15 protein-coding genes are annotated in these 21,104 nt (G+C 72.5%); 8 read left to right on the top strand and 7 right to left on the bottom strand.

The window, feature by feature from the left end; genetic code table 11:
• Window positions 1-1,758 (top strand): Ig-like domain-containing protein (locus tag TSO352_RS33075; RefSeq protein WP_247871807.1); only part of this gene is annotated, 1,758 nt, incomplete at its 5' end.
• 28 nt (window positions 1,759-1,786) lie between these two features.
• Here the strand turns inward: TSO352_RS33075 and TSO352_RS00650 are convergent.
• Window positions 1,787-2,686 (bottom strand): hypothetical protein, encoded by a 900-nt coding sequence (locus TSO352_RS00650; RefSeq protein ID WP_109105478.1) that lies wholly within the window; start codon window positions 2,684-2,686, stop codon window positions 1,787-1,789.
• Between the two features lie 302 nt (window positions 2,687-2,988).
• Here TSO352_RS00650 and TSO352_RS00655 point away from each other — a divergent pair, with 302 nt between their 5' ends.
• Both TSO352_RS00655 and TSO352_RS00660 read left to right on the top strand, forming a co-directional pair.
• Window positions 2,989-5,244 carry a type I secretion system permease/ATPase gene (locus tag TSO352_RS00655; RefSeq protein ID WP_109105479.1) on the top strand — a complete coding sequence of 752 codons (2,256 nt, stop codon included), beginning with the start codon at window positions 2,989-2,991 and terminating at the stop codon, window positions 5,242-5,244.
• A 13-nt stretch (window positions 5,245-5,257) separates the two neighbouring features.
• Complete coding sequence (locus tag TSO352_RS00660) at window positions 5,258-6,766, top strand: HlyD family type I secretion periplasmic adaptor subunit (RefSeq protein ID WP_109105480.1); 1,509 nt, start codon at window positions 5,258-5,260, stop codon at window positions 6,764-6,766.
• A gap of 25 nt (window positions 6,767-6,791) precedes the next feature.
• Here the strand turns inward: TSO352_RS00660 and TSO352_RS00665 are convergent, their stop codons facing one another.
• The 3 genes from TSO352_RS00665 to TSO352_RS00675 are packed head-to-tail and all read right to left on the bottom strand — an operon-like array spanning window position 6,792 to window position 9,115.
• Window positions 6,792-7,718 (bottom strand): hypothetical protein, encoded by a 927-nt coding sequence (locus tag TSO352_RS00665; RefSeq protein ID WP_109105481.1) that lies wholly within the window; start codon window positions 7,716-7,718, stop codon window positions 6,792-6,794.
• On the bottom strand, window positions 7,718-7,999 hold the full coding sequence (locus TSO352_RS00670) for an acyl carrier protein (protein WP_109105482.1): 282 nt from the start codon (window positions 7,997-7,999) through the stop codon (window positions 7,718-7,720). Before TSO352_RS00670 ends, TSO352_RS00665 begins: the two co-directional genes overlap by 1 nt.
• Before the next feature lie 3 nt (window positions 8,000-8,002).
• A complete protein-coding gene (locus TSO352_RS00675; protein ID WP_199231446.1) occupies window positions 8,003-9,115 on the bottom strand; it encodes a hypothetical protein in 1,113 nt (370 codons plus the stop codon).
• Between the two features lie 361 nt (window positions 9,116-9,476).
• On the opposite strand from TSO352_RS00675, the gene TSO352_RS00680 reads away from it, so the two are divergent.
• Window positions 9,477-10,490 (top strand): YheC/YheD family protein, encoded by a 1,014-nt coding sequence (locus TSO352_RS00680; RefSeq protein WP_247871808.1) that lies wholly within the window; start codon window positions 9,477-9,479, stop codon window positions 10,488-10,490.
• Here TSO352_RS00680 and TSO352_RS00685 read toward each other — a convergent pair.
• From TSO352_RS00685 to TSO352_RS00695, 3 genes are all read right to left on the bottom strand, one after another.
• Window positions 10,445-11,656, bottom strand: a complete 1,212-nt coding sequence (locus TSO352_RS00685; protein ID WP_247871809.1) for a glycosyltransferase — start codon at window positions 11,654-11,656, stop codon at window positions 10,445-10,447. The two genes, TSO352_RS00680 and TSO352_RS00685, sit on opposite strands and share 46 nt — an antisense overlap.
• Window positions 11,657-11,753: 97 nt before the next feature.
• Window positions 11,754-12,464 (bottom strand): hypothetical protein, encoded by a 711-nt coding sequence (locus TSO352_RS00690; protein ID WP_247871810.1) that lies wholly within the window; start codon window positions 12,462-12,464, stop codon window positions 11,754-11,756.
• Window positions 12,465-12,615: 151 nt separating this feature from the next.
• Complete coding sequence (locus TSO352_RS00695) at window positions 12,616-14,037, bottom strand: carbohydrate-binding domain-containing protein (protein WP_247871811.1); 1,422 nt, start codon at window positions 14,035-14,037, stop codon at window positions 12,616-12,618.
• A 173-nt stretch (window positions 14,038-14,210) separates the two neighbouring features.
• On the opposite strand from TSO352_RS00695, the gene TSO352_RS00700 reads away from it, so the two are divergent.
• The 4 genes from TSO352_RS00700 to TSO352_RS00715 all read left to right on the top strand — a co-directional run bounded on the left by TSO352_RS00700 (window position 14,211) and on the right by TSO352_RS00715 (window position 21,098).
• A complete protein-coding gene (locus TSO352_RS00700; protein ID WP_247871812.1) occupies window positions 14,211-15,467 on the top strand; it encodes an FAD-dependent oxidoreductase in 1,257 nt (418 codons plus the stop codon).
• A gap of 4 nt (window positions 15,468-15,471) precedes the next feature.
• Complete coding sequence (locus TSO352_RS34185) at window positions 15,472-16,899, top strand: glycosyltransferase family 2 protein (RefSeq protein ID WP_109105486.1); 1,428 nt, start codon at window positions 15,472-15,474, stop codon at window positions 16,897-16,899.
• A 68-nt stretch (window positions 16,900-16,967) separates the two neighbouring features.
• Window positions 16,968-18,029, top strand: a complete 1,062-nt coding sequence (locus TSO352_RS00710) for a M23 family metallopeptidase (RefSeq protein WP_109105487.1) — start codon at window positions 16,968-16,970, stop codon at window positions 18,027-18,029.
• Between the two features lie 213 nt (window positions 18,030-18,242).
• Window positions 18,243-21,098: a right-handed parallel beta-helix repeat-containing protein gene (locus TSO352_RS00715; protein ID WP_109105488.1), complete on the top strand. Its 2,856-nt coding sequence runs from the start codon at window positions 18,243-18,245 to the stop codon at window positions 21,096-21,098.
• Window positions 21,099-21,104 lie beyond the last annotated feature (6 nt).

Genomic DNA, 21,104 nt, shown 5'->3' on the forward strand with positions numbered 1-21,104 from the left:
GACGCGCTGAGCGTGACGGTGACCGGCCTGCCGGCCGGCGGCGTCATCCGGCTGGCCGACGGCAGCGCGGTGATCGCCGACCAGAGCCTGATGCTCGGCCAGCTCACCGGCCTGACCTTCACCCCGGCGGCCGGCACGGTCGGCGACGCCGGGGCCTTCGCCTACCGGGTCGAGGACGGCCATGGCGGCGCCGACACCCAGACCGTCGCCCTGCGGGTCGAGGCCGCGCCGGTCGTCTCGCCGCCCCCTCCCCCGCCGCCGCCGCCGGTCACCTCCCCGGATCCGGTCCCGGATCCGGCCCCCGACCCGGTCGTGGAGCCCGCCGGCAACAGCGCCCCGGTGGTTCAGGCCGACAAGACGGTGACGGCCCAGGACCGCGCCGCGGTGTCGCTCGGCATCGCGGCCCCGACCGATCCCGACGGCGACGCGCTGACGGTGACCGTCACCGGCCTGCCCGGCGGCGGCACCGTGCGGCTGGCCGACGGCACGGCGGTGGCGGTGAACCAGAGCCTGTCGGCCGGCGACCTGCCCGCCCTGACCTTCCTCGCCGCCGACGGCACCGTCGGCAGCGCCGGCGCCTTCGCCTACCGCGTCGCCGACGGCCATGGCGGCGTCGCCGCCCAGACCGTGGCGGTGCAGGTGGTGCCGTCGGCGGACCCGGCCTCCACCCCGACCCCGGCGGTTCCGACGGCGACCCCGGCCGCCGCCTTCGACGCGCTCGCCTACATCGCCTCCTACCCCGACCTGATGGCGGCCTTCGGCACCGACACCGGGGCGGCGACCCGGCATTACCAGGAGCACGGGCAGGCCGAAGGGCGGACGGTCAGCTTCAACGCGCTCGCCTACATCGCCTCCTATCCGGACCTGATCGCGGCCTTCGGCACCGACACCGACGCGGCGACCCGGCACTACATCGAGCATGGCCGGGCCGAGGGGCGGACGGTGACCTTCGACCCGCTGTCCTACACCGCCTCCTACCCCGATCTGGTGGCGGCCTTCGGCACCGACGCCGACGCGGCGGCGCGGCATTACATCCAGTCCGGCCGGGCCGAGGGGCGGAGCCCCAACTTCAACGGGCTCGCCTACCTCGCGTCCTATCCGGATCTGGCGGCGGCCTTCGGCACCGACGCCGCCGCCGGGACGCGCCACTACATCGAGCATGGCCAGGCGGAGGGGCGCAGCGTCAGCTTCGACGGCTACAACTATCTGGCGGCGAACCGCGACCTGGCTGTGGCCTTCGGCACCGACGCGAACGCCGCGGCCCGGCACTACATCCAGTTCGGCCAAGCGGAGGGCCGGCCGGCCCAGGGCTTCGACACGCTGCGCTACATCGCCAGCAACCCGGACCTGATCCAGTCCTTCGGCCCCGACGTCCAGGCGGCCGAGATCCACTATGTCCAGTTCGGCTACAACGAGGGCCGGTCGCTGACCGCCTTCGATCCCGCCGCCTATCTGGCCGCCCATCCCGAGATCGGGGCGGAGTTCGGCACCAGCGCCGCGGCGGTCGAGCTGGCCTACATCAAGCGCAGCACCTCGTCGGAAACGGTCGCCGCTGGTTTTGCCGCTGCGGGCTTTGCCGACGCCGGCGCGGCTCCGGTCGCGATCGCCATGATGGCGGCCGGGATGACCGGTTCGGCCGGGCTGGGCCTGGATGGCGGGCTTGGCGGCGGCGCCTACGACCCGGCCGGGGCCGGCATGGCGCTGGGGTCGCTCGCGACGGGCGACGGCGGCCTGCGGAAGGCGGAGCTGCCCGCCTGAGGGCGACGACCGGCCGGGGCGGCGGCCGTCAGCGGCCCTTGCCCTTGTCGGCAAGCGCCACGTCGATCAGCAGCCGGTGGCCGCGGTCCTTGTCGGGGGGCAGGGTGGAGACGCCGATCAGGCGGACGGCCCCGGACCCTGCCCCGGACCCGCTCTCGTCGGTGCCCAGCAGCAGGCGGCTGCCGGTGCCGTCCCGCTCGACGCTGTAGCCGAGCGTCGTCGGCGGCAGGCGTCCGGCGGCGGCGGCCTGCCACAGCGTGCCGGGCAGCGCCACCTCCAGCCGGCCGTCGGGCCGCCGCACCGGCGTCTCGAACCGCGGCGCCCGGTCGAGGTCGAGCACGACGCGCACCCCGGCCTCGCTGTTGGCGGTGCGGATCCGCTCGACCGTCGGCCGCTCTCCGGCCGCGGGCTTGGCCGGAAGGGTGGTGACGGCGCCGTTGGTGATGGGGCCATTGGTGATGGGGCCATTGGCGATAGGCTTGACCGCCGGCCGCACCGGGTCGGCCGCCGGTTGCGCGGGGGGCTCCACCAGGATGGGTTTTGGCGGCGGGGCTGGAACCGGGACCGGCGGTGGTGCCGCGGGAGGGGCCTCCGCCTTCACCAACTCCGCCTTCTTCACCGCCGGCGTTTCCCGGAAGCCGCCGAGGCGGCCCTCGGCGCGGCCGTGCTGGACGTAATGGGCGTAGCCGCTGGAGATCACCCCGTCGCGGACGGCGGCGGCGACGTCGGGGTTGGCGGCCAGATAGGCCCGCTCCCGCCAGCCCGAGGGCGGCGCCAGCGTCGTGTCGGCGTCGGGGGCGGCGCGCCGCAGGCCGGACAGCATCGACGGCATCGTCAGGTGCAGGCCGAGCGCGTCGACCGCCAGCGACAGCCACAGCGGCATCAGCAGCACGAGCAGGAGGCGCAGGAGCTGGGGGATCAGCGACAAGGGCGGGTCCGGCAAAGGGGGACGGGAACGGACGGCGCCGGCCCGCCGAAGGCATGCGGTCCCACCCGGTCCGGCGCTGTGTCGCATGCCTACTCCCAAGCGCGCCGTCCGGTCCAGGAAAAGCCACCGCCCCGCCTTTCCCCCTCTGGTCCTCACCCTATGCCTTACGCCCTCCGGTCACGCCCCGACGCTGTGGCGGAGTACCCCATCGTTCGGGTGGTCCCGGGCCGGACCGATGCGCACCTTCGGTTGGGTGCAGCCGTTCGGCGCCTCGCTGATACGTTTCGGAACCGGGAAGCCTCATGGAACAGACGCAAGACGGGTCGCCGCCCGATCCGGCGCGGGAACCCCCCGCCCAAGCCGAATCCCCGGCGGGGGGGCCCCCTTCCGGACCACGCCCCGGCCCCCCGCTCGACCCCGGCATCGCCGGGCTGGTGGCGGCGTTGCGGATCCTGGGCATTCCGGCCGACCATGACTCCATCCGCCACGCCTGCGGCGGCGAGCCGCCAGACCTGACCGGGCTGGTCCGCCAGGCCCACCGGCTGGGCGCCAAGGCCCGCGTGGTCAAGACCAAATGGGAAAGGCTGGAGCGCACCCCGCTGCCGGCGCTGGTCCCCGGCCCCGACGGCGGCTTTCTGGTGCTGGCCAAGGCCGGCGGCGACCGCGTGCTGGTGCACGACGCGGCATCCGGCCAGACCCGCGTCCTCGACCGCGCCGCCTTCGAGCCGCTGTGGAGCGGCCGGTTGCTCTGCCTCGGCCGCAAGGGCACGCTGGGCATGGGCCAGCCGCGCTTCGACGCCCGCTGGTTCGGGGCGGTCGCCTGGAAATACCGCGGCATCCTGGGCGAGGTGCTGGCCGCCTCGCTGTTCATCCAGCTCTTCGCGCTGGTGACGCCGCTGTTCTTCCAGGTGGTGGTCGACAAGGTGGTGGTGCACCGCAGCCTGGGCACGCTCGACGTGCTGATGGCCGGCATGCTGGCGGTCATCCTGTTCGAGGCGGTGCTGGGCGGCCTGCGCACCTACACCTTCGCCCACACCGCCAACCGGCTGGACGTGGAGCTGGGGGCCAAGCTGTACCAGCGGCTGCTGTCGCTCCCCATGGCCTATTTCGCCGCGCGCCGGGTCGGCGACAGCGTCGCCCGCGTGCGCGAGCTGGAGACGATCCGCAACTTCATGACCAGCTCCACCATCACGCTGGTGCTGGACTTGCTGTTCACCGTGGTCTTCCTGGGCGTGATGATGCTGTACAGCCCGATGCTGACCGCCATCGTCGCCGCCTCCTTCCCGGTCTACATCGCCATCAGCCTGGTCGCGACGCCGATCCTGCGCCGCCGGCTGGACGAGAAGTTCGCCCGCGGCGCCGAGAACCACAGCTTCCTGGTCGAGACGGTGTCGAGCATCGAGACGGTCAAGGCGATGGCGGTCGAGCCGCGGATGCAGCGCCGCTGGGAGGACCAGCTCTCCGGCTATGTCCGCGCCGGCTTCCGCGCCGGCAACCTCAACAACGTCGCCAGCCAGTCGGTGCAGTTCGTCTCCAAGCTCTCCACCATGCTGGTGCTGTGGCTGGGGGCGCGGCTGGTGATCGAGGGCGGGTTGACGGTGGGCGAGCTGGTCGCCTTCAACATGTTCGCCGGCCGCGTCGTCCAGCCGGTGCTGCGCATCGCCCAGCTCTGGCAGGATTTCCAGCAGGTGCGGCTGTCGATGCACCGCATCGGCGACATCCTGAACACCGCGCCCGAGCCACTGCAGAGCGCCGGCCGCGCCGCCATGCCGGCGATCAAGGGCGACGTCAGCTTCGACCACGTCACCTTCCGTTACCGCCACGACGGGCCGGAGACGCTGAGCGACGTGTCGCTGCACATCCCGGCCGGCCAGGTGGTCGGCATCGTCGGCACGTCCGGTTCGGGCAAGAGCACGCTGGCCAAGCTGCTCCAGCGCTTCCACGTGCCGGAGCGCGGGCGGGTGATGGTGGACGGCACCGACCTCTCCACCGCCGACGCGGTGTGGCTGCGCCGGCAGATCGGCGTGGTGCTGCAGGACAACGTGCTGTTCTCCGGCTCGATCCGCGAGAACATCGCGCTCAGCGACCCGACCATGGAGATGGCCCGCGTCGTCGCCGCGGCGAAGCTGGCCGGCGCCCACGACTTCGTCGTCGAGCTGCCCGACGGCTACGACACCGTGGTGGGGGAGCGCGGCGCCAGCCTGTCGGGCGGGCAGCGGCAGCGCATCGCCATCGCCCGCGCGCTGGTCACCAACCCGCGCATCCTGATCTTCGACGAGGCGACCAGCGCGCTCGACCATGAATCCGAACGGATCATCCAGGCCAACATGCGCCGCATCTGCGCCGGCCGCACCGTGCTGATCATCGCCCACCGGCTGTCCACCGTCGCCATCGCCGACCGCATCGTCACGGTGGAGCGCGGCCGCATCGTCGAGGACGGCGCGCCCGACGAGCTGCTGCGCCGCGGCGGCCGCTACGCCACGCTGTTTCGGGGCCAGATGGGGCATTTGCCCGGAGCCGAGCCGGGCACCGGCATGATCGAACGCGCGGCCGGTTGAGGGAGACGCCAGCATGACCAAAGCGACCGCCGCGGTGGTGACCGCTCCCACCCACAACCCGTCCGCCGCCCCCGCCCCGGCCAACGCCCCCGGCACGCCGCCGGGACCGGCACCGGGCCGCCGTCCCGCCCGTCCGCCGCGTCCGCCGAGCCACCGGCGCGACGAGATCGATTTCCTGCCCGACGCGCTGGAGATCATGGAGCGGCCGCCCTCGCCCACCGTGCGGACCTTCAGCGCGGTCATCATGCTGGCCTTCGCCACCGCCTGCGCCTGGGCGTGGTTCGGCCACATCGACGTGGTGGCGGTCGCCCAGGGCCGCGTCGTGCCGAGCGGCCGGACCAAGACCATCCAGCCGATGGAGGCCGGTGTCGTCCACGCCATCCGGGTCGAGGACGGCCAGCTGGTCAAGGCCGGCCAGACGCTGGTCGAGCTGGACCAGACCGGCTCCGTCGCCGACCGCGACCGCACCGCGTCCGACCTGTCGGCCGCCCGCGCCGAGGCGGCGCGGCTGCGCGCCGCCCTCGCCGTGGTCAACGACGGGACCGACCCCGACCGCGCCTTCGTCGCCCCCGCCGGGCTGGCGCCCGACCTGGAGCGGATGCAGCGGCAACTGCTGGCCAGCCAGATCGCCGAGCAGCGCGCCAAGCTGGCGGCGCTCGACCGCGAGCAGGCCCGGCGCGAGGCCGACCACGCCACCGTGGTGCAGACCATCACCAAGCTGAACGCCACCCTGCCGCTGATCCGCGAACGGGCCGAGGCGCTGTTCGACCTGTCGAAGCGCGGCACCTCGTCCCGCTTCCAGTATCTCCAGCTCCAGCAGGATCTGGTCGGGCAGGAGCAGGAATTGCTGGTCCAGAAGATCAAGCTGACCGAGGCCGACGCCTCCATCGCCGCCAACGCCGAGCAGCGCCGCCAGACCGAGGCGGAGTTCCGCCGCCAGCTCTACACCAGCCTCGCCGAGGCCGAGCGCAAGGCCGCCTCGCTGGAGCAGGACCTCGCCAAGGCGGAACAGCGCGTCGGGCTGCAACGGCTGACCGCGCCGGTCGACGGCTATGTCCAGCAGCTCGCCATCCACACCGTCGGCGGCGTGGTGACCGCCGCCCAGCCGCTGATGGTCATCGTGCCCGAGGACAGCCGGCTGGAGATCGAGGCCTTCATCCCCAACAAGGACATCGGCTTCGTCCAGGCCGGACAGGTGGCGGAGGTCAAGGTGGAGGCCTTCTCCTTCACCAAATACGGCCTGATCCCCGGCCGTGTCGTCTCGCTGTCGGGCGACGCCGTGCAGCCGCCGACGACCGACAAGGGCCAGGACAAGAGCGCCGCGAAGTCGCCCGAGCCCGGCTCGGTCTACGCCGCGCGCGTCGCGCTGGACCGCGACACGCTGGACGTCGACGGCAAGGAAACGCGGCTTCAGCCGGGCATGACGGTCACCGCCGAGATCAAGACCGGCCGCCGCCGCATCGCCGACTACCTGCTCTCCCCGCTGTCGCGCAGCGCCCAGGAGGCCATGCACGAGCGGTGAGAGCGGACGGCCGCGCCGGCGGCCGTCACCGGCGCAGGAAATCGCCGAGCATCGGCCGCAGGGCGCCGGTCCGCAGCAGGGTGGTGATGACCGCATGGTCGCCGACGCCGGGCAGGACGCGGTGGTCGATGCCGGGAAGGTCCGACAGCTCGGCGGCCGAGCGCAGGTCGGCCGCGTTGTCGCCGCCGCAGACGATCGTGGCGGGCGGCACCCGCGGCCGGCTGCGGTAGAGCCGGCGCAGGTCGACCTCCTCCTCGCCGACCGGCCGGCCGAGCGCCTGGGCGATCCGCGCCAGCGGCCGGGGCCGCCGGGCCTGCCAGATCATCGGGGAGAAGGCGAGGACGGCGCGGGCGTCGAGCTCCAGCCCATAGCGCAGCGCCCCATAGCCGCCGGTCGACTGGCCGAGGCAGTAGAGCCGCTGGGTGCCGAAGCCCTCGCACAGTCGGCGCAGCAGGTCCAGCGTGGCGTCCAGCCCGGTCCAGCGCCCGCCGATCCCGCCGACGTAGAAGCTGTCGGCCGGATCGAACAGGTAGATGACGTTGACGCCGAGCGGCTCCAGGATCCGCTGCATCAGATAGACCGACACCGACAGCCGCTTGGCCCGTCCGGTGAAGGCGATCAGGGTGGTCGGCGAATTGGCCGGCGCCATCCAGTAATTTCCGGCCTCGGCATCCCGGGCCAGCGTCGCCGGGATGGCGCCGGCGCCGGTCAGGTCGCAGTCCCACAGGGCGCGGCACAGGATGGCCAGCTGGTCGGCGCGCCCGGCGGCCTCCGGAACGCCGCGCAGGGCCTCCACATGCGGCAGGGTCCAGCGCACGACGCCGCTCTGGATCAGGATCTGGCAGGCTTGCAGGCGCTGTTCGGCGCCGGCCGCCGGGTCCGCCAGGGCGGCCAGCGACCAGGAGGGCGGTTGGTTGAGCGCGTGGATCCAGCCGGGGATGTCCGTCGCCATCACACCCGCGGCGGACGGGAGCCGGGACGCGTGCCCGCCACGTGATCGGCGATGGCGGCGACCGAGGTGGCGGTGTCCAGGAAGGTTTCCGGATGCAGGGCGATGCCGAACGCCTTTTCCAGCTCCAGCGCCATTTCGACCGCGTCGACGGAATCGAGGTCGTAGACGGCCAAGGCCTGTGCGGGGTCCATGCGGTCGGCGGCAAGCCCGCAGATCGTCGCCAGATAGGCCATCATCCAGCGTTGCAGGCCATCGCGGTCCAGGTCGGCGGTTGCGCTCATCGGTCACTCAATCGGCGGTCGTTGCGGACAAACGGACATCGGGGGAGGCGGGGGGGAGGCGGGAGCCGGTCCGAAACCCTGCTCCAGCGCGTCCAGGATCGCCCCGGACACGTCCTGCGCCCCGCCCCGCCAGGGAAAATGATACGGCGTCAGGCCGGGATTCCGGTTCATTTCCAGGATCCAGTGGTTGCCGTGCCGTGCCGGCGCCGCCGGATCCCGGATCATCACGTCGACGGCGGTCAGGTTCAGGCCGGGCACCGCGTTGCAGGCCGCCGCGAGCACGTCCAGGTAGGACGGGTGGAGGTCCGCCCGGCAATCGAGGCTGTCGGCGCCGGTCGCGCCGTTGGAGGTGCCGCGCAGGAAGACCCGTTCCGCCGCCGCCGGGACGTCGTCCAGGCCGCGGCCGGTCATCGCCAGGAAATCGCGAAGGTCGTCGTCGACCGCGATGTTGGAATGGCCGGGCACCGCCCGCCGGTCGCGCCGGGCGTTCTTGAGGTCGATCAGGCGGGCGATGGTGGCGCTGCCGTCGCCGACGACGCTGGCCGGCCGGCTCAGCTTGACCGCCACCACCCGCGGCCGCACGAAGAAGAAGCGGATCAGTTGCCCGGTCACGCTCTCTTCCACCAGGATCTTCTGGTGCCGGGCGGCGACCCGCCGGACCGCGCGCTCGTAGCGGGCGCGGTCGGCGATCGCCGGGAAGACCAGCTCCCCCTTGGTGCCCTGGTTGGGCTTGACGCAGACCGGCCCGGCAAAGCTCCCGAAGGCGTCGAGCGCCGCGGACAGGTCGTTGCGGCGGAAGACCCGCCCGGCCGGCGTGCCGAACCCCCGCGCGTCGAGAAAGCTCTTCGCCCGCTGCTTGTCGCGGATGATGAGGGTGGCCTCCTCGTTGATGTGCAGGCCAAGGCCGCGCCAGGGATCGCCCCCCTTCACCAGAAGCATGCCGGAGGCGAACAGATACGCCCGCCCGCCGACGGTGAGATCGAGCCAGCGGGAGGGAAAGGGATGGAAGCGGCTGTAGACCCCATGGACGTACCGGGTTGCGATCCCGCGGGCGCGGGCGGCGGTCCCCAGGCAGATCGCGTGATAATCGTCCGGTGAGTCGGTCTGGTCGTCCATGGTCCACCCGTCATCGAGGCGCCGGGGCCGCTCGCCTCGGCCTTGTCGGGCCCGCCGTTCCGGCAGCGCGGCTCCCCGCCGCCGGGTCGCGCCAAATGGCGCCGGGCCACACCCAAAGAAACAATTTCTTTCATCTCGTCACAATTGGCGAAATGCAACAGTATTTCATGGAATCGTTTTTTCTTCTCAAATGTCCGATAGCATAAGGATACAATCCGGTCAACGCGATGATCGCCATTGATAGAGGCACCGTCGGCCAGAAATGCTTCAGATCGGCTTCATATCTTACAACCGTCCGTCCACGGACCTGTTTCCTCCATCACGTATGCGTGCAATGCTTGCGGAGGCGGCCCTTCAGGGTGTGTCTCTGGTTTTTCTCGACGGCGCCTCCTGGGATCGGGAGCGCGGCCTGATCGCCGGGGAACGCTGGACCCCCGCCGGCTGGACCGCCGGCCGGTTCCCGCTGCCCGACCTGGTGGTGATCAAGACGGCGGCCGGCGACCAATGGGGCGCGTTGGACGGCTGGATCCGCCGGAACCGCCCGGTCATCGCCGATTCCGGCCTGGACAAGCTGGCCTTCCACGCGCTTCTGTCCGGCAGCCCGCTGATGCGCCACGCCATCCCGACCGTCGCCATCCCCGCCGACGCGGTCGACGCCACGCTGGCCGCCGTCTTCCGGGAGCACCGGAACGCCGTCGTGAAACCCGCCGACGGGCGCCGCGGCTTCGGCATCCAGTTCATACACAATGAACCGGGGGCCCCTGGCCTGGACGGGCCGCAGGATGGGGTGTGGCGGGTCCAGCACGGCCAGGGCCTGTTCCGCGGCGCGCTGGACGACGCCGTCGCCCATGTCCGGTCGCGGATCGCCGGGCGCCTGCGGTATCGCCGCTATCTGGTGCAGCGCTTCATCCGCTCGGTGGCGGGCGACGGCCGGCCGGCCGACATCCGGGTGCATGTCCAGCGCCGGGCCGATGGCGCCTGGGGCGTCACCCGCGCCTACGTCCGGCTGGCCGAGGCGGGAACCTTCCTGACCAACACCAGCCAGGGCGGCTATCAGGGGCCGCTCGACGGCTTTCTGCTGGGGCGGCGGGTGTCCGGGGCGGCGGACCTGCGGGACCGGATCCCCGCCCTGGCGCTGGAGGTCGCGCGGCTGGTCGACGCGACCAAGCCCCTGCCGCTGTCGGAGCTGGGAATCGATCTGGCGGTGGACGACGACGACCGGCTCTGGGTGATCGAGGCCAACGCGTTGCCGCAATCCAGCCTGCACGAACAGGCCCGCGCCGAGCACGCCATCGGCTACGCCATCGCGGTCGCCCGCGGGCAGGCGGGTCATGCGCGGCCGGTCGGCGATGGGGGGCAAGGGGGCGGGGCCTGAAGGGACGAGGCCTGGGGCGACAGGGACTGGTATGACAGGGGCTGGGGCGACAGCGCCCGATAGGTCCGGGCGGCGACCGCGGTCCAGTCGAACCGGGCGGCGTAGCGGCGGGCGGTTTCCGGATCGCCGCGCGGCCGGTCGAGCGCCCGCAGCATGGCGGCGGCAAGCGCCGCTTCGGACGACAGGTCGCCCGGCAGAATCCAGCCGTCGCAGTGGAATTCGGCCAGGCCCGCCCGGTTGCTGCTCAGCACCGGGGTGCCGCAGGCGAGCGCCTCGATGACCGGCAGGCCGAAGCCCTCGGCGGCGGACGGGCAGACCAGAAGCGCCGCGTCGCGGTAGAGCCGCCGCAAGGCCGCGTCGGACACCGCGATGTGGAAGCGGACACGGTCGCCAAGACCCAGCGCCCGGCAATGGGCCTGCGTCTGGTCGATCAGCGCGTCCGACGCCATGACGATCTCCAGCCCCGTCGCGGCGTGGCGGGTCGACGCGGCCAGACCCAGGAAGTGCCGGAACGCCGTCAGCGTGAAGCCCAGGTTCTTGCGCCGGTCCGCCGGGTTCGAGACCATCAGCATGAAGGGGCCGCCGGTGGCCGGGGCGCCCTCCTCGACCGGGGCGGCGGGGTCGAGAAAGACCGGATCCACCCCTTCGCCCGTGACGCACCGCACCAGCCCGGGGCGTGGCCGGGTGAGGCGGCGGAACTCCTCGGCGGTCGCGTGCGACGGAAAGAGCACGACGTCGGCCGCCTCCGCCAGATGGGTGAGCCGCCGCATGTACTCCGCCTTCGCCGGCTCCGGCCATGTCTCGAAATAGGCCGCCCGGTAGGTCAGCGGCACCAGATCGTGGATCATCGCCGCGTGCCGCAGCCGCCTGGGCGTGAAGAAGCTCTTGTAGAGGGCGAACGGGTTGGGATCGAAATAGACGGTCGCCCCCAACCGGATCAGATCCTGTTCCAGCCGGTCGGGCGTCCGGGTGCGGCTGGCGGACAGGGGGGCGCCCGGAAGCAGCGGCTGGAACAGATGGGCCTGCACGTCGTGCGCGACGGCGTCCGCCAGCCGCGCCGCATGCTCCAGCCGCCCCACCGTGGCCAGGAGCCGGACGCCCTGTTCGGCGTGGATCCGCGCCAGACCGCGCGTCATGTTCCGGACGTAGCGGCCGATCCCGGTCATGGCCTCCGGGCCATGGAAGGTGGTTCCCTCGATGGCGACGACCGTCACCGGTCCGGAGGGGAGCGAGGGAAGGCCCGCGGCGGAGGCCGTCGGCCGGTCACGCCGCATAGCCGAACCGCTCCATATAGGGCGCCAGCCGCGTGGCGACGGCCGTCTGGCGGTCCCGGTCGAGGAGCCGCGCGTGTTTGCCGACCTGGCGGTCGCCGATATGGCCGGGATGCCATTGCGTCAGCGGATCGGCGGTTTCGCCGGGCGGCAGCCCCTTGGGAAAGCGGTCCAGCCGTTCGGCTTCGGCGATGGCGGCCCGCACCGCGTCGGGCTGCAGCCTGCCGAACAGCGCCTCGACCTGCTCGTCGCCGGGCTGAAGGCCCAGATGGCCGGCGATCCGGCGGACGGTCGCGGCCTGGTCCATGAACCCGTTCTCGTAACGCAGCAGCAGGCTGTCCGGCCGCAGGGCCGCGCCGACGATCCCCGCAGCCCCGTGCGCCGCATAGGCCAAGGCGTGGCCGAAGTCGTAGCCGAAGCGCTGCATCAGCGACACCACGGCGTCGCGCGGATCGCGGACGGTGACGATGCAGCGCGTCTCGGGATGACGGGCCAGGAACGCCGCCGGATCGCCCCAGCCGTGCGTCTTGAGCACCAGCACCGTCCCGGCCGGCGGCAGCGGCAAGCGGGTGTCCGCATCCAGGCTCGCGGCGAAGGCGACATGACAGGGCATCGTCAGGCGGACAAGGTCGACGGCCGCGTTGAAGGCCCAGGTCGAGGCGCTGCTGAACATGCCGCAGACGAGAACAACGGGAAACGTCATCTCCAATCCGGATCTCACACCCTGTTCAGCTCCTGAGACGGGCGGCCGCGGCGGTTCCTGCGGCTGCGGCCGCCATTCTCATGCACATCGGAGTGTGGATCAACGCCCGGCTCGTCGCGCGCCGGCGGATTGGACCGGGCCGCGGCCGCGGTTACGCCGCCAGCCCGTGCGCCGCATCGTGGGCGTGGTCGAACCAGGCGTGCAGGGCGTGGGCGTCGCCGTTCTCGACCGTCGTCGTCAGCTCCGGCGACCATGCGGTCGACGGGTCGGCGACGGCCGCGGTGCTGGCGGTGACGGCGTGGTTCCACACGCTGGTGTCGGCCTCCGCCACCTGCGCCTGGCCGGAGAACAGGCTCTTGTCGGCGGCGACCACCAGCGTGCCGTTCCACCACATCCCGCTCTGGCCCTTGACCACGTCGTGCCCGTCGAGCGCGCCCTTGTCGTAGGTGACGGCCGCGTCGGTCGCGGCGTAGCCGTGGCCGTTGACGGTGACGGTGTTGACCATCAGGTTGCGGTCCTGGCCGCCGGCGAAGCCGTCGTTGTCGTACTGGATCTGCACCGCGTGGGCGGTGCCGGCGGTCACCGTGGTGGCGAAGGCGTAGCTCTTGGCCGCGGTGCCGACGGTGGCGCCGCCGACCGCGTGGCCGTCGACCAGCAGCGTGAAGTGGGCGTTGATGCCGGCCGCCGCGGTGCCCTTGGCGTTGACCTGGATGTCGGCGGCGACGGTGGCCGGGGCGCCCGTCCCCGGTGCCGGCGCGCCGTAGATCTGGCCGATCTTGGTCAGCAGCGCCTGGGTGTTCAAATCGGTGTAGCCGGTGCCGGCGATCGGCGTGCCGGTCTGGTGCGCCAGCGACAGGAACTCGTCCTGGGTCAGGGCGCTGCCGCGCAGCGCGGTCGCCTCCTGCTGGGCGAGCGCCACCGCGGCGGTCACCGTCGGCGTCGAGAAGGAGGAGCCGTTGACCGTCACCGCCCGTCCCGACAGGTCGGTCAGCGCGATGTCGGTGCCGTCGGCGCACAGGTCGGTGATGCCCGGGTTGCGCTGGGCCCAGCCCGGCAGCGCCCCGTCGCCGGTGGAGGCGGTGACGCAGATCGTGTTGTGGTCGGCGGCGAAATAGGACACGTCGGTCGCCGTGCCGTTCTGGCCGGCGTTGCCGGCGGCGGCCGAGACCAGCACGCGCTGGGCGGCGAGGCTCGCCAGCTCGTCGGACAGGATGGTGGTCGTCTCCGCCCCGGCCGACCCGCCGGCCAGCGACAGGTTGACGCCGACGACGTGGTAGTCGGCGGCGTGGGCGACGACCCATTGCAGCGCCTGCTCGATCGCGGTGCCCGACGCGGTGGTGGTGCCGTCCGGCATCACCTTCAGCGCGATGATCCCGACGTCCGGCGCCTGCGACAGGATGCGGGAGGTCACCAGGGCGCCGTGGGTGTCGGCGTTGGGGTTGCGGGCGTCGCCGTCGTTGTTGGCGAAGTCGTGCTGGTAGACCACGCGCGCGGCGTTCTCCCAGGTCGCCGACCAGCCGCTGTCGATGACGACGACCGTCTCGCCGGCCCCGGTGTAAGTGCTGTTCGCCATGCTGTCCGTCCCCAGTCCCGCTTCGATGCCACGATGTGCGGGATGGAGTATGGGTGAAGGGGGTGTGGCCTTCGGATGATAAGGAAAGGGCGGATGATGGGCGGTGCATTGCCTTTGCCCCGGCAAGGGGCGATATGGCGTCTTCCCGTTTCCCGACGAGCCGTCCTCACGGAATGATCGCGCCCACACCGAAGCCTTCCCGACCCCGGATCGCGGTGCTTGGCGCCGGCTTCCAAGGCGTGTGCGTCGCTTTGGAACTGGCCCGTCGCGGTTGCCATGTGGATCTCTACGACGCCGCCGACCGGCCGATCACCCGGGCCGGGCTGGTCAATGAAGGGAAGATCCACCTCGGCTTCGTCTATGCCAACGACGACAGCCGGCGCACCGCCGACCGCATGATCGAAGGCGCCCTGGCGTTCGGCGACCTGATCACCCGGTGGTGCGGCGCGGACGCGCTGGACGATGCCCTGTCCAGCCCCTTTCTCTACGGTGTCCATCGCGACACCATGGTGGATGCGGCCGGGGTGGAGCGCCATTTCGCCCATGTGGCCGACCGTGTCCGCGGCCGCCGGTATCTCGGCGGCATCCTCGACGCGCCGTACCGGCGCCTGGGCGCACGGGAAACGGCGGCGGCGTTCGAGGGCGGAGCGGTCACCGACGCCTTCCGGACCGGCGAGCGCTCGGTCCATGTCGGCCGGTTGGCGGAGCGTCTGCGCGCGGCGCTGGAGGCCGAACCCCGGATCGCCGTCCTGCCGGGAAGCCGGATCCTGGCGGCCGAGGCGGATGGCCGTGGGGTCGCGCTGTCGATCCGGGCATCGGGGAATGGAGCGGAGGATGGAGCGGGGCCTGTGCGCCGGGAACGCTACCCGCAGGTGGTCAATTGCCTGTGGGAGGATCGCCGGCGGATCGACCGCAGCGTTGGCCTGCCGGCGGAAGCTCCCTGCCTGTACCGCTTCAAGATCGGCGTGACGCTCGACCTCGCCCGGCCGCTGCCGGATCTGCCCTCGGCCACCCTGATGCTCGGCCGTTTCGGCGACAGCGTCAGCTTCGGTGGCACCAGCCTGTTCCTGTCCTGGTATCCCGCCTGCATGATCGGCCGCTCGCGGGATCTGGCGCCGCCGGACTGGGAGGCGGCGCTGGACGACGCCACCCGCGAGCGCGTGGCCGCCGCCACGCTGGATGCGCTGGGCGGGCTGCTGCCGGCGTTGCGGGCCCTCGACCCGCGGGACATCCGCCACCGGCGGGTGGCCGGCGGGGTGATCGTGGCGCAGGGCGACACCGACATCGACGATCCGGACAGTGGGCTGCACCGCCGCTTCGAGATCGGCGTCCGGTCCCAGGGCGGCTACCACACGGTCGAGACCGGCAAATACACCACGGCGCCGCTGTTCGCGGTCCAGGCGGCCGACCGCGTGACGGGCGGGGGCTGAGCGTATGGCGCCGCGCATCACCGTGTGCGTGCCGGTCTATCAGGGCGCCCGTTTCGTGGCGGACACCCTGGCGGCGATCCGAGGCCAGACCATCGCCGACATCCGGGTGCTGGTGGCGATCGACCGCGGGACCGACGGCTCCGTCGACGCCTGCCGCCCCTTCCTGGCCGACCCGCGCTTCACCATCCTCGTCCACCGCGACCGGCAGGGCTGGGTCGGCAACGCCAATGCCCTGATGGCGCGGGTCGAAACCGAGTTCTTCTGCCTCCTGCCGCACGACGACCTGATCGCGCCGGACTATCTGGAAGCGCTGCTGGGCTGCCTGGACCGCCATCCGGCGGCGGTCGCCGCCTATTGCGACCTGGAAGGCTTCGAGGATGCCTCCTATTCCCTGCAGCAGCCCGAACTGCGCGGCGGGCGGTTCGAACGGCTGCGCAACGGCTTGGCCTTTCATTTCGATGCGATCCCCTACCGCGGCCTGATCCGCCGCTCCGCCTTGGGTGGCGGCCTGCCGCTGTCGGGAAACCGGTGCGGTGACTTCGCGGCCGACACGGTGTGGATGCTCCGGCTGGCCGGTCTGGGCGAACTGCGGCGGGTGCCGCGCCCGCTGTACCGCAAGCGGGTGCACCGGCTGGCCGAAACGCAGCGCTGGTACGGTTGGGACGACGCGGTGGCGCTGGACGCCTGGGTCGAGCATTGCGCCCAGTGCTGGGGTCTGGTCGATGAGGCGGGCTTCGCACCGGACGAGCGCGCCGCCCTGTGGTTCACCGTCCTCGCCCGCCTGCTCCAGCGGACGGCGCCGCTCTGGACCCGTCTGGACGGCGGCACCCGGCCGGCTGTGTCGATGGTGGCGCCGGTGGCGGCGGAGCGCAGGACCCGGGTCGCCGCGCTGATGGCGCGGCTGGCGGCTCTTGGGATGGGCGCGCCGCCGGAGCAGGACTTGGCGGCGGTCGCGCTGTCGCCGCGGCTGGCCCCGGTCCTGGGCGCCATTCTCACCCGCGAGGCCGGCGACCTGCCGGACGACGCGCCGCCCGGCCGTCGCGTCGCCGCGCTCCGGCGGGCCATCGCCGCCGCCCCCGACCGGGGCGAGCCTTACCGCCGCCTCAGCAACGTCGCGCTCGGCCTGGACTGCGGCCTTGCGCCGGTGATGGTGCTGCTCCGCGGCATACGGGCCGAACCTCTCGCCGGTCAGCGGCCGTCCCTGCCGCCCCTGGCCCTGTCGCTCGCGCAACTGCGGGAGCGGAACGGCGCGGGCGGTCGCGCCCAGGCGGTGCTGCGCCAGGCCCTGGCGGTCGAGCCGGGTTCGGCGCCGCTGATGCGGGCGCTCGCCCGGTTTGCCGCCGGGGGCCCCGCCGCCCGCCTGCTGGCCTGGGCGGTGGCGCTGGAGGCTGCGCCTGCCCGTTATGCGACGACGCATAAAGGGGATGCATAACGGGTAGTTTGCCATTCTTTGCGTTCATCGGTTGGGCAAGGGGGAGCAACAGCGTGCGACGGTTCCGGATGGCGGTGTCTTTCCTGTTTCGCTGGGGGGCGGCGGCGCTGCCCGCCCTGTCCGTGCCGGCCGTTGCCCCGCCGGCGCCCGCCCGGGCCGAGGCGCCGGCCGGCGCGCCGGTATTGGAGGTGCCGGTGCGCTGCCGGATCGGGGCGGAGTGCTTCGTCCAGAACTACGTCGACGCGGATCCGGGGCCGGGGGCGCAGGATTTCGCCTGCGGCCGGCTGACCTACGACGGGCACAAGGGGACCGACTTCCGGCTGACCAACCTGGAGGCGATGCGGCGCGGCGTGGCGGTGGTGGCCGCGGCCCCCGGCACCGTGACGCGCGTGCGCGACGGGATGGAGGACGTCAGCATCCGCCAGAGCGGCGGCGCCCCGGCCGGGCGCGAGGCCGGCAACGCGGTGGTGGTCGACCATGGCCAGGGCTGGGAAACCCAGTACAGCCACCTGAGGCGCGGCAGCGTCGCGGTCAAGCCGGGCGACCGGGTCGAGGCGGGCACGCCGCTGGCCGAGATCGGCCTGTCCGGCAACACCGAGTTCCCGCACGTCGATTTCGGCATCCGCCACGACGGCCGCACCATCGACCCCTACCGCGGTACGGAAGCCGGCAGCGGCCCGGCGCCGGCCTGCGCCACCGACGGGGGGAGCGCGCCCGTCCCGCCGGGCACGCTGTGGAGCCCGCAGGCCCGCCAGACCCTGGCCTACCGGCCGAGCGCCCTGCTCGGCGCCGGGCTGGCGCCCGGGACGCCCAAGGCGGAGGTCGCGCGCGACGGCGGTTACGACCGCGACCGTCTGCCGGCGGCGACGCCGACGCTCGGCGTCTGGGCGGAGCTGATGGGCGGGCGGCAGGGCGACCGCGTGACGTTGGAGGTGACCGGCCCCGACGGGCGCCGCCTGACCCGCAGCGAAGGGGCGGTGCCGCGCCCGCTGGTCGCGGTGTTTTTCGGCACCGAGGTGAAGAAGCCCGACCCCGGTCCCTGGGCCCCCGGCCCGTACCGGGTGACGGTGACGCTGCGCCACGGCGACGACACGGTGGTGCGGGAGGAGCGGCGGGTCGAGCTGCGCTGATCCGGTCGTCGATTGTGTCCGCCCAGTTGCTCTGGCGGGGTGCGAAGACAACGCCCGGGACGCCGCAAGTGACAAATGCCTCGGTTCAAGCGGTTGTCACCAAAAGGCCACGGAGGAGCCTGCGACAAAGGGTACCTCCGAAAGGATTCGGCTACCTCTTTATTAAGTAATTCCGCCGTGTGATCGGCCTTGTATGGGCAAGGCGATCCGGCAATGACAGACAGCGCACAACAGGCGTTCTACGTCGCGACCAACGGCAACGATGGCTGGTCGGGGCGTCTGGCCGCACCCAACGCCGACGGCACCGACGGCCCCTTCGCCACGCTGGAGCGCGCGCAGGGCGCGATGCGGGCGACCGGGGTGCGCGACACCTATGTCCGCGGCGGCACCTACAGCCTGTCGCGGACGGTCACCCTGACCGGGGCGGACAACGGCGTCCGCATCATGGCCTATCCGGGCGAGACGCCGGTCTTCAGCGGCGGCGAGCGGGTCGGCGGCTTCACCGCCATCGGCGGTGGGCTCTACGCCGCGGCGACCGCGGCGACCGGGCTCGACGTCAGCGTCGGCGGCGTCCGCCAGAAGGTGGCGCAGAGCGGCGACTGGACCGCCGGCGACGCCAAATCCGGCTGGTCGATCCTGGAGGCGGCGGCCGGCGGTGCCAGCAAGACCAGCCTGCGTTACGGCGCCGGCGACGGGGCGATGGCGGCGGTGCTGGCCGCCGGCATCCAGCCCGGCACCATGATCCAGGCCTTCGACACCGAACGGCTGTCGGATAATATCGTCGGGGTGGCCGGGGTCGATGCCGCCAGCCGGACCATCGGCTTCACCCAGGCGGTGAAGTACGCCCTGCGCAGCGGCGGCACCTACCGGCTGCTGAACGACGACGCCTTCATCCGCGACGCCGGCGAGTTCGCCTGGAGCGCCGAGACCGGCCGGCTGGTGGTCAAGCCGCAGGACCCGGCGACGCTGCTGGGCCAGGGCGCCGTGGTGGCGCGGCTGGGCACGCTGCTGGCGCTGAACGGGGCGAGCGGCGTCACCCTGCAGGGGCTGACCTTCGCCGACACAACCTGGGACGGCTCGGCCCTGACGCTGACCAACGCGTCGGGCAACGCCATCGCCGGCAACCGCTTCGTCGATGTCGGCACCGCGGTGACGCTGACCGGGTCGTCCGGCAACACCATCGAGGCCAACCGGCTGGAGCATCTGGGCGCCAGCGGCATCAAGCTCACCTACGGCAGCAACGGCAACCGGGTCGACGCCAACAGCATCACCGACATCGGCGAGGTGCTGAAGGACGTCGCCGGCATCCAGCTCTACGGCGCCAACGACACCCTGATTTCGGGCAACGACATCCGCAACAGCCCGCGCTACGGCGTCTCGATCAAGAACTGGGACGGCGCCACCGTCAACACCGGCACGGTGGTGGAGTACAACCGCATCTACAACACGATGACGGAAACCGCCGACGGCGGCGCCATCGAGATGCTGGGCCGCTCCAACCTCGACACCCGGACGGTCATCCGCGGCAACGACATCCGCACCGTCGGCGGGGTGGCGACCGACGGGTCGGGCTGGCTCGACCGCTACAAGAGCTTCGGCGTCTACCTGGACGACATGGCCAACGGCGTCACCGTCCAGGACAACTTCATCCAGAACACCGGCTGGGCCAGCGTCTTCATTCATGGCGGCGATTCCAACAGCGTCACCAACAACTTTGCCACCCTGTCCAACCCGCGCGAACGCTTCATCCGGCTGGAGTGGGTACCCAGCGCCGGCAGCATCGGGCTGCTGAGCAACAACAGCGTCACCGGCAACGTCGTCGCCTCCACCACCGGGGTGGATTACTGGGAGTTCTGGACCCCCGGCTCCTACACCGTCAGCGGCAACCTGCTGCAGGGCACCCGCGGGCTGAACGGCGGCGACACCGCCGGAGCCGGGCTGTTCGTCAACCCGTCGGCCGGCGACTACCGGCTGGGCTCCGCCACGGCGGCGGCGCTGGGCATCCACGACCTGGACTGGGCGCGGATGGGCGTCGCCACCCTGACGGTGCCGGGGGTGCCGACGCCGACCTCGGGCACGGGCTCCACCCCGGCCACCACGCCGACCATCGCCCCGACCCTCGCCGCCTCCAGCACGTCGGGCGTGCCGGCCGGCTTCGCGCCGCTGGCCTACATCGCCTCCTACGGCGACCTGTCGGCCGCCTTCGGCGCCAACGCCGCGGCCGGGACGGCGCACTACCTGTCCAGCGGCCGGGCGGAGGGGCGGACGGTGAGCTTCGATCCGCTGGCCTACATCGCGTCCTATGGCGACCTGTCGGCGGCCTTCGGCGCCAACGGCGACGCCGGTGCCGCCCACTACATCACCTCCGGCCGGGCGGAGGGGCGTTCGGTGAGCTTCAACCCGCTGGCCTACACCGCGTCCTACGGCGACCTCGCCGCCGCCTTCGGCACCGACCGCACCCAGGCCGAGCGGCACTACATCACCAGCGGCCGGGCGGAGGGGCGCAGCGTGACCTTCGACCCCCTGGCCTACATCGCCTCCTACGGCGACCTGTCGGCGGCCTTCGGCACCAACGGCGACGCCGGCGCCGCCCACTACATCGCCAGCGGCCGGGCGGAGGGCCGCAGCGTGACCTTCGACCCGCTGGCCTACGCCGCCTCCTACGGCGACCTCGCCGCCGCCTTCGGCACCGACCGCGCCGGCGCGGAGCGGCACTACATCGCCAGCGGCCGGGCGGAGGGGCGGACGGTGACCTTCAACCCGCTGGCCTATCTGGCGGCCAACCGCGACCTCGCCGCCGCCTTCGGCACCGACACCACGAGCGCCGAGCTGCATTACCTGACCTTCGGCCGGCGGGAGGGGCGGTCGACCAGCTTCGACGCGGCGGCTTATCTGGCGGCCAACCCGGACGTGGCGGCCGCCACCGGCGGCGACCTGTCGGCGGCGATGCGGCACTACGCCAGCTTCGGCCGGCTGGAGGGGCGGGCGCTGAGCGTCGCCGGTGCCACCGCCCGTGCGGCGGCGCTGCTGCCCGCCGACGGCACGCTGGCCGCCGCCGGTCTGGCCTGAAGGCTA

Origin of the sequence: Azospirillum sp. TSO35-2 (assembly GCF_003116095.1) — a bacterium.
In the GTDB taxonomy this organism is placed as follows: Bacteria; Pseudomonadota; Alphaproteobacteria; order Azospirillales; family Azospirillaceae; genus Azospirillum.

What these genes read in the sequence shown, in the direction of transcription:
- TSO352_RS00655 (WP_109105479.1), top strand. Translation starts at nt 2,989, where the DNA reads ATGGAACAGACGCAAGACGGGTCGCCGCCCGATCCGGCGCGGGAACCC.
- TSO352_RS00660 (WP_109105480.1), top strand. Translation starts at nt 5,258, where the DNA reads ATGACCAAAGCGACCGCCGCGGTGGTGACCGCTCCCACCCACAACCCG.
- TSO352_RS00665 (WP_109105481.1), bottom strand. Translation starts at nt 7,718, where the DNA reads ATGGCGACGGACATCCCCGGCTGGATCCACGCGCTCAACCAACCGCCC.
- TSO352_RS00670 (WP_109105482.1), bottom strand. Translation starts at nt 7,999, where the DNA reads ATGAGCGCAACCGCCGACCTGGACCGCGATGGCCTGCAACGCTGGATG.
- TSO352_RS00675 (WP_199231446.1), bottom strand. Translation starts at nt 9,115, where the DNA reads ATGGACGACCAGACCGACTCACCGGACGATTATCACGCGATCTGCCTG.
- TSO352_RS00685 (WP_247871809.1), bottom strand. Translation starts at nt 11,656, where the DNA reads ATGACCGGGATCGGCCGCTACGTCCGGAACATGACGCGCGGTCTGGCG.
- TSO352_RS00690 (WP_247871810.1), bottom strand. Translation starts at nt 12,464, where the DNA reads ATGACGTTTCCCGTTGTTCTCGTCTGCGGCATGTTCAGCAGCGCCTCG.
- TSO352_RS00695 (WP_247871811.1), bottom strand. Translation starts at nt 14,037, where the DNA reads ATGGCGAACAGCACTTACACCGGGGCCGGCGAGACGGTCGTCGTCATC.
- TSO352_RS00700 (WP_247871812.1), top strand. Translation starts at nt 14,211, where the DNA reads ATGATCGCGCCCACACCGAAGCCTTCCCGACCCCGGATCGCGGTGCTT.
- TSO352_RS34185 (WP_109105486.1), top strand. Translation starts at nt 15,472, where the DNA reads ATGGCGCCGCGCATCACCGTGTGCGTGCCGGTCTATCAGGGCGCCCGT.
- TSO352_RS00710 (WP_109105487.1), top strand. Translation starts at nt 16,968, where the DNA reads ATGGCGGTGTCTTTCCTGTTTCGCTGGGGGGCGGCGGCGCTGCCCGCC.
- TSO352_RS00715 (WP_109105488.1), top strand. Translation starts at nt 18,243, where the DNA reads ATGACAGACAGCGCACAACAGGCGTTCTACGTCGCGACCAACGGCAAC.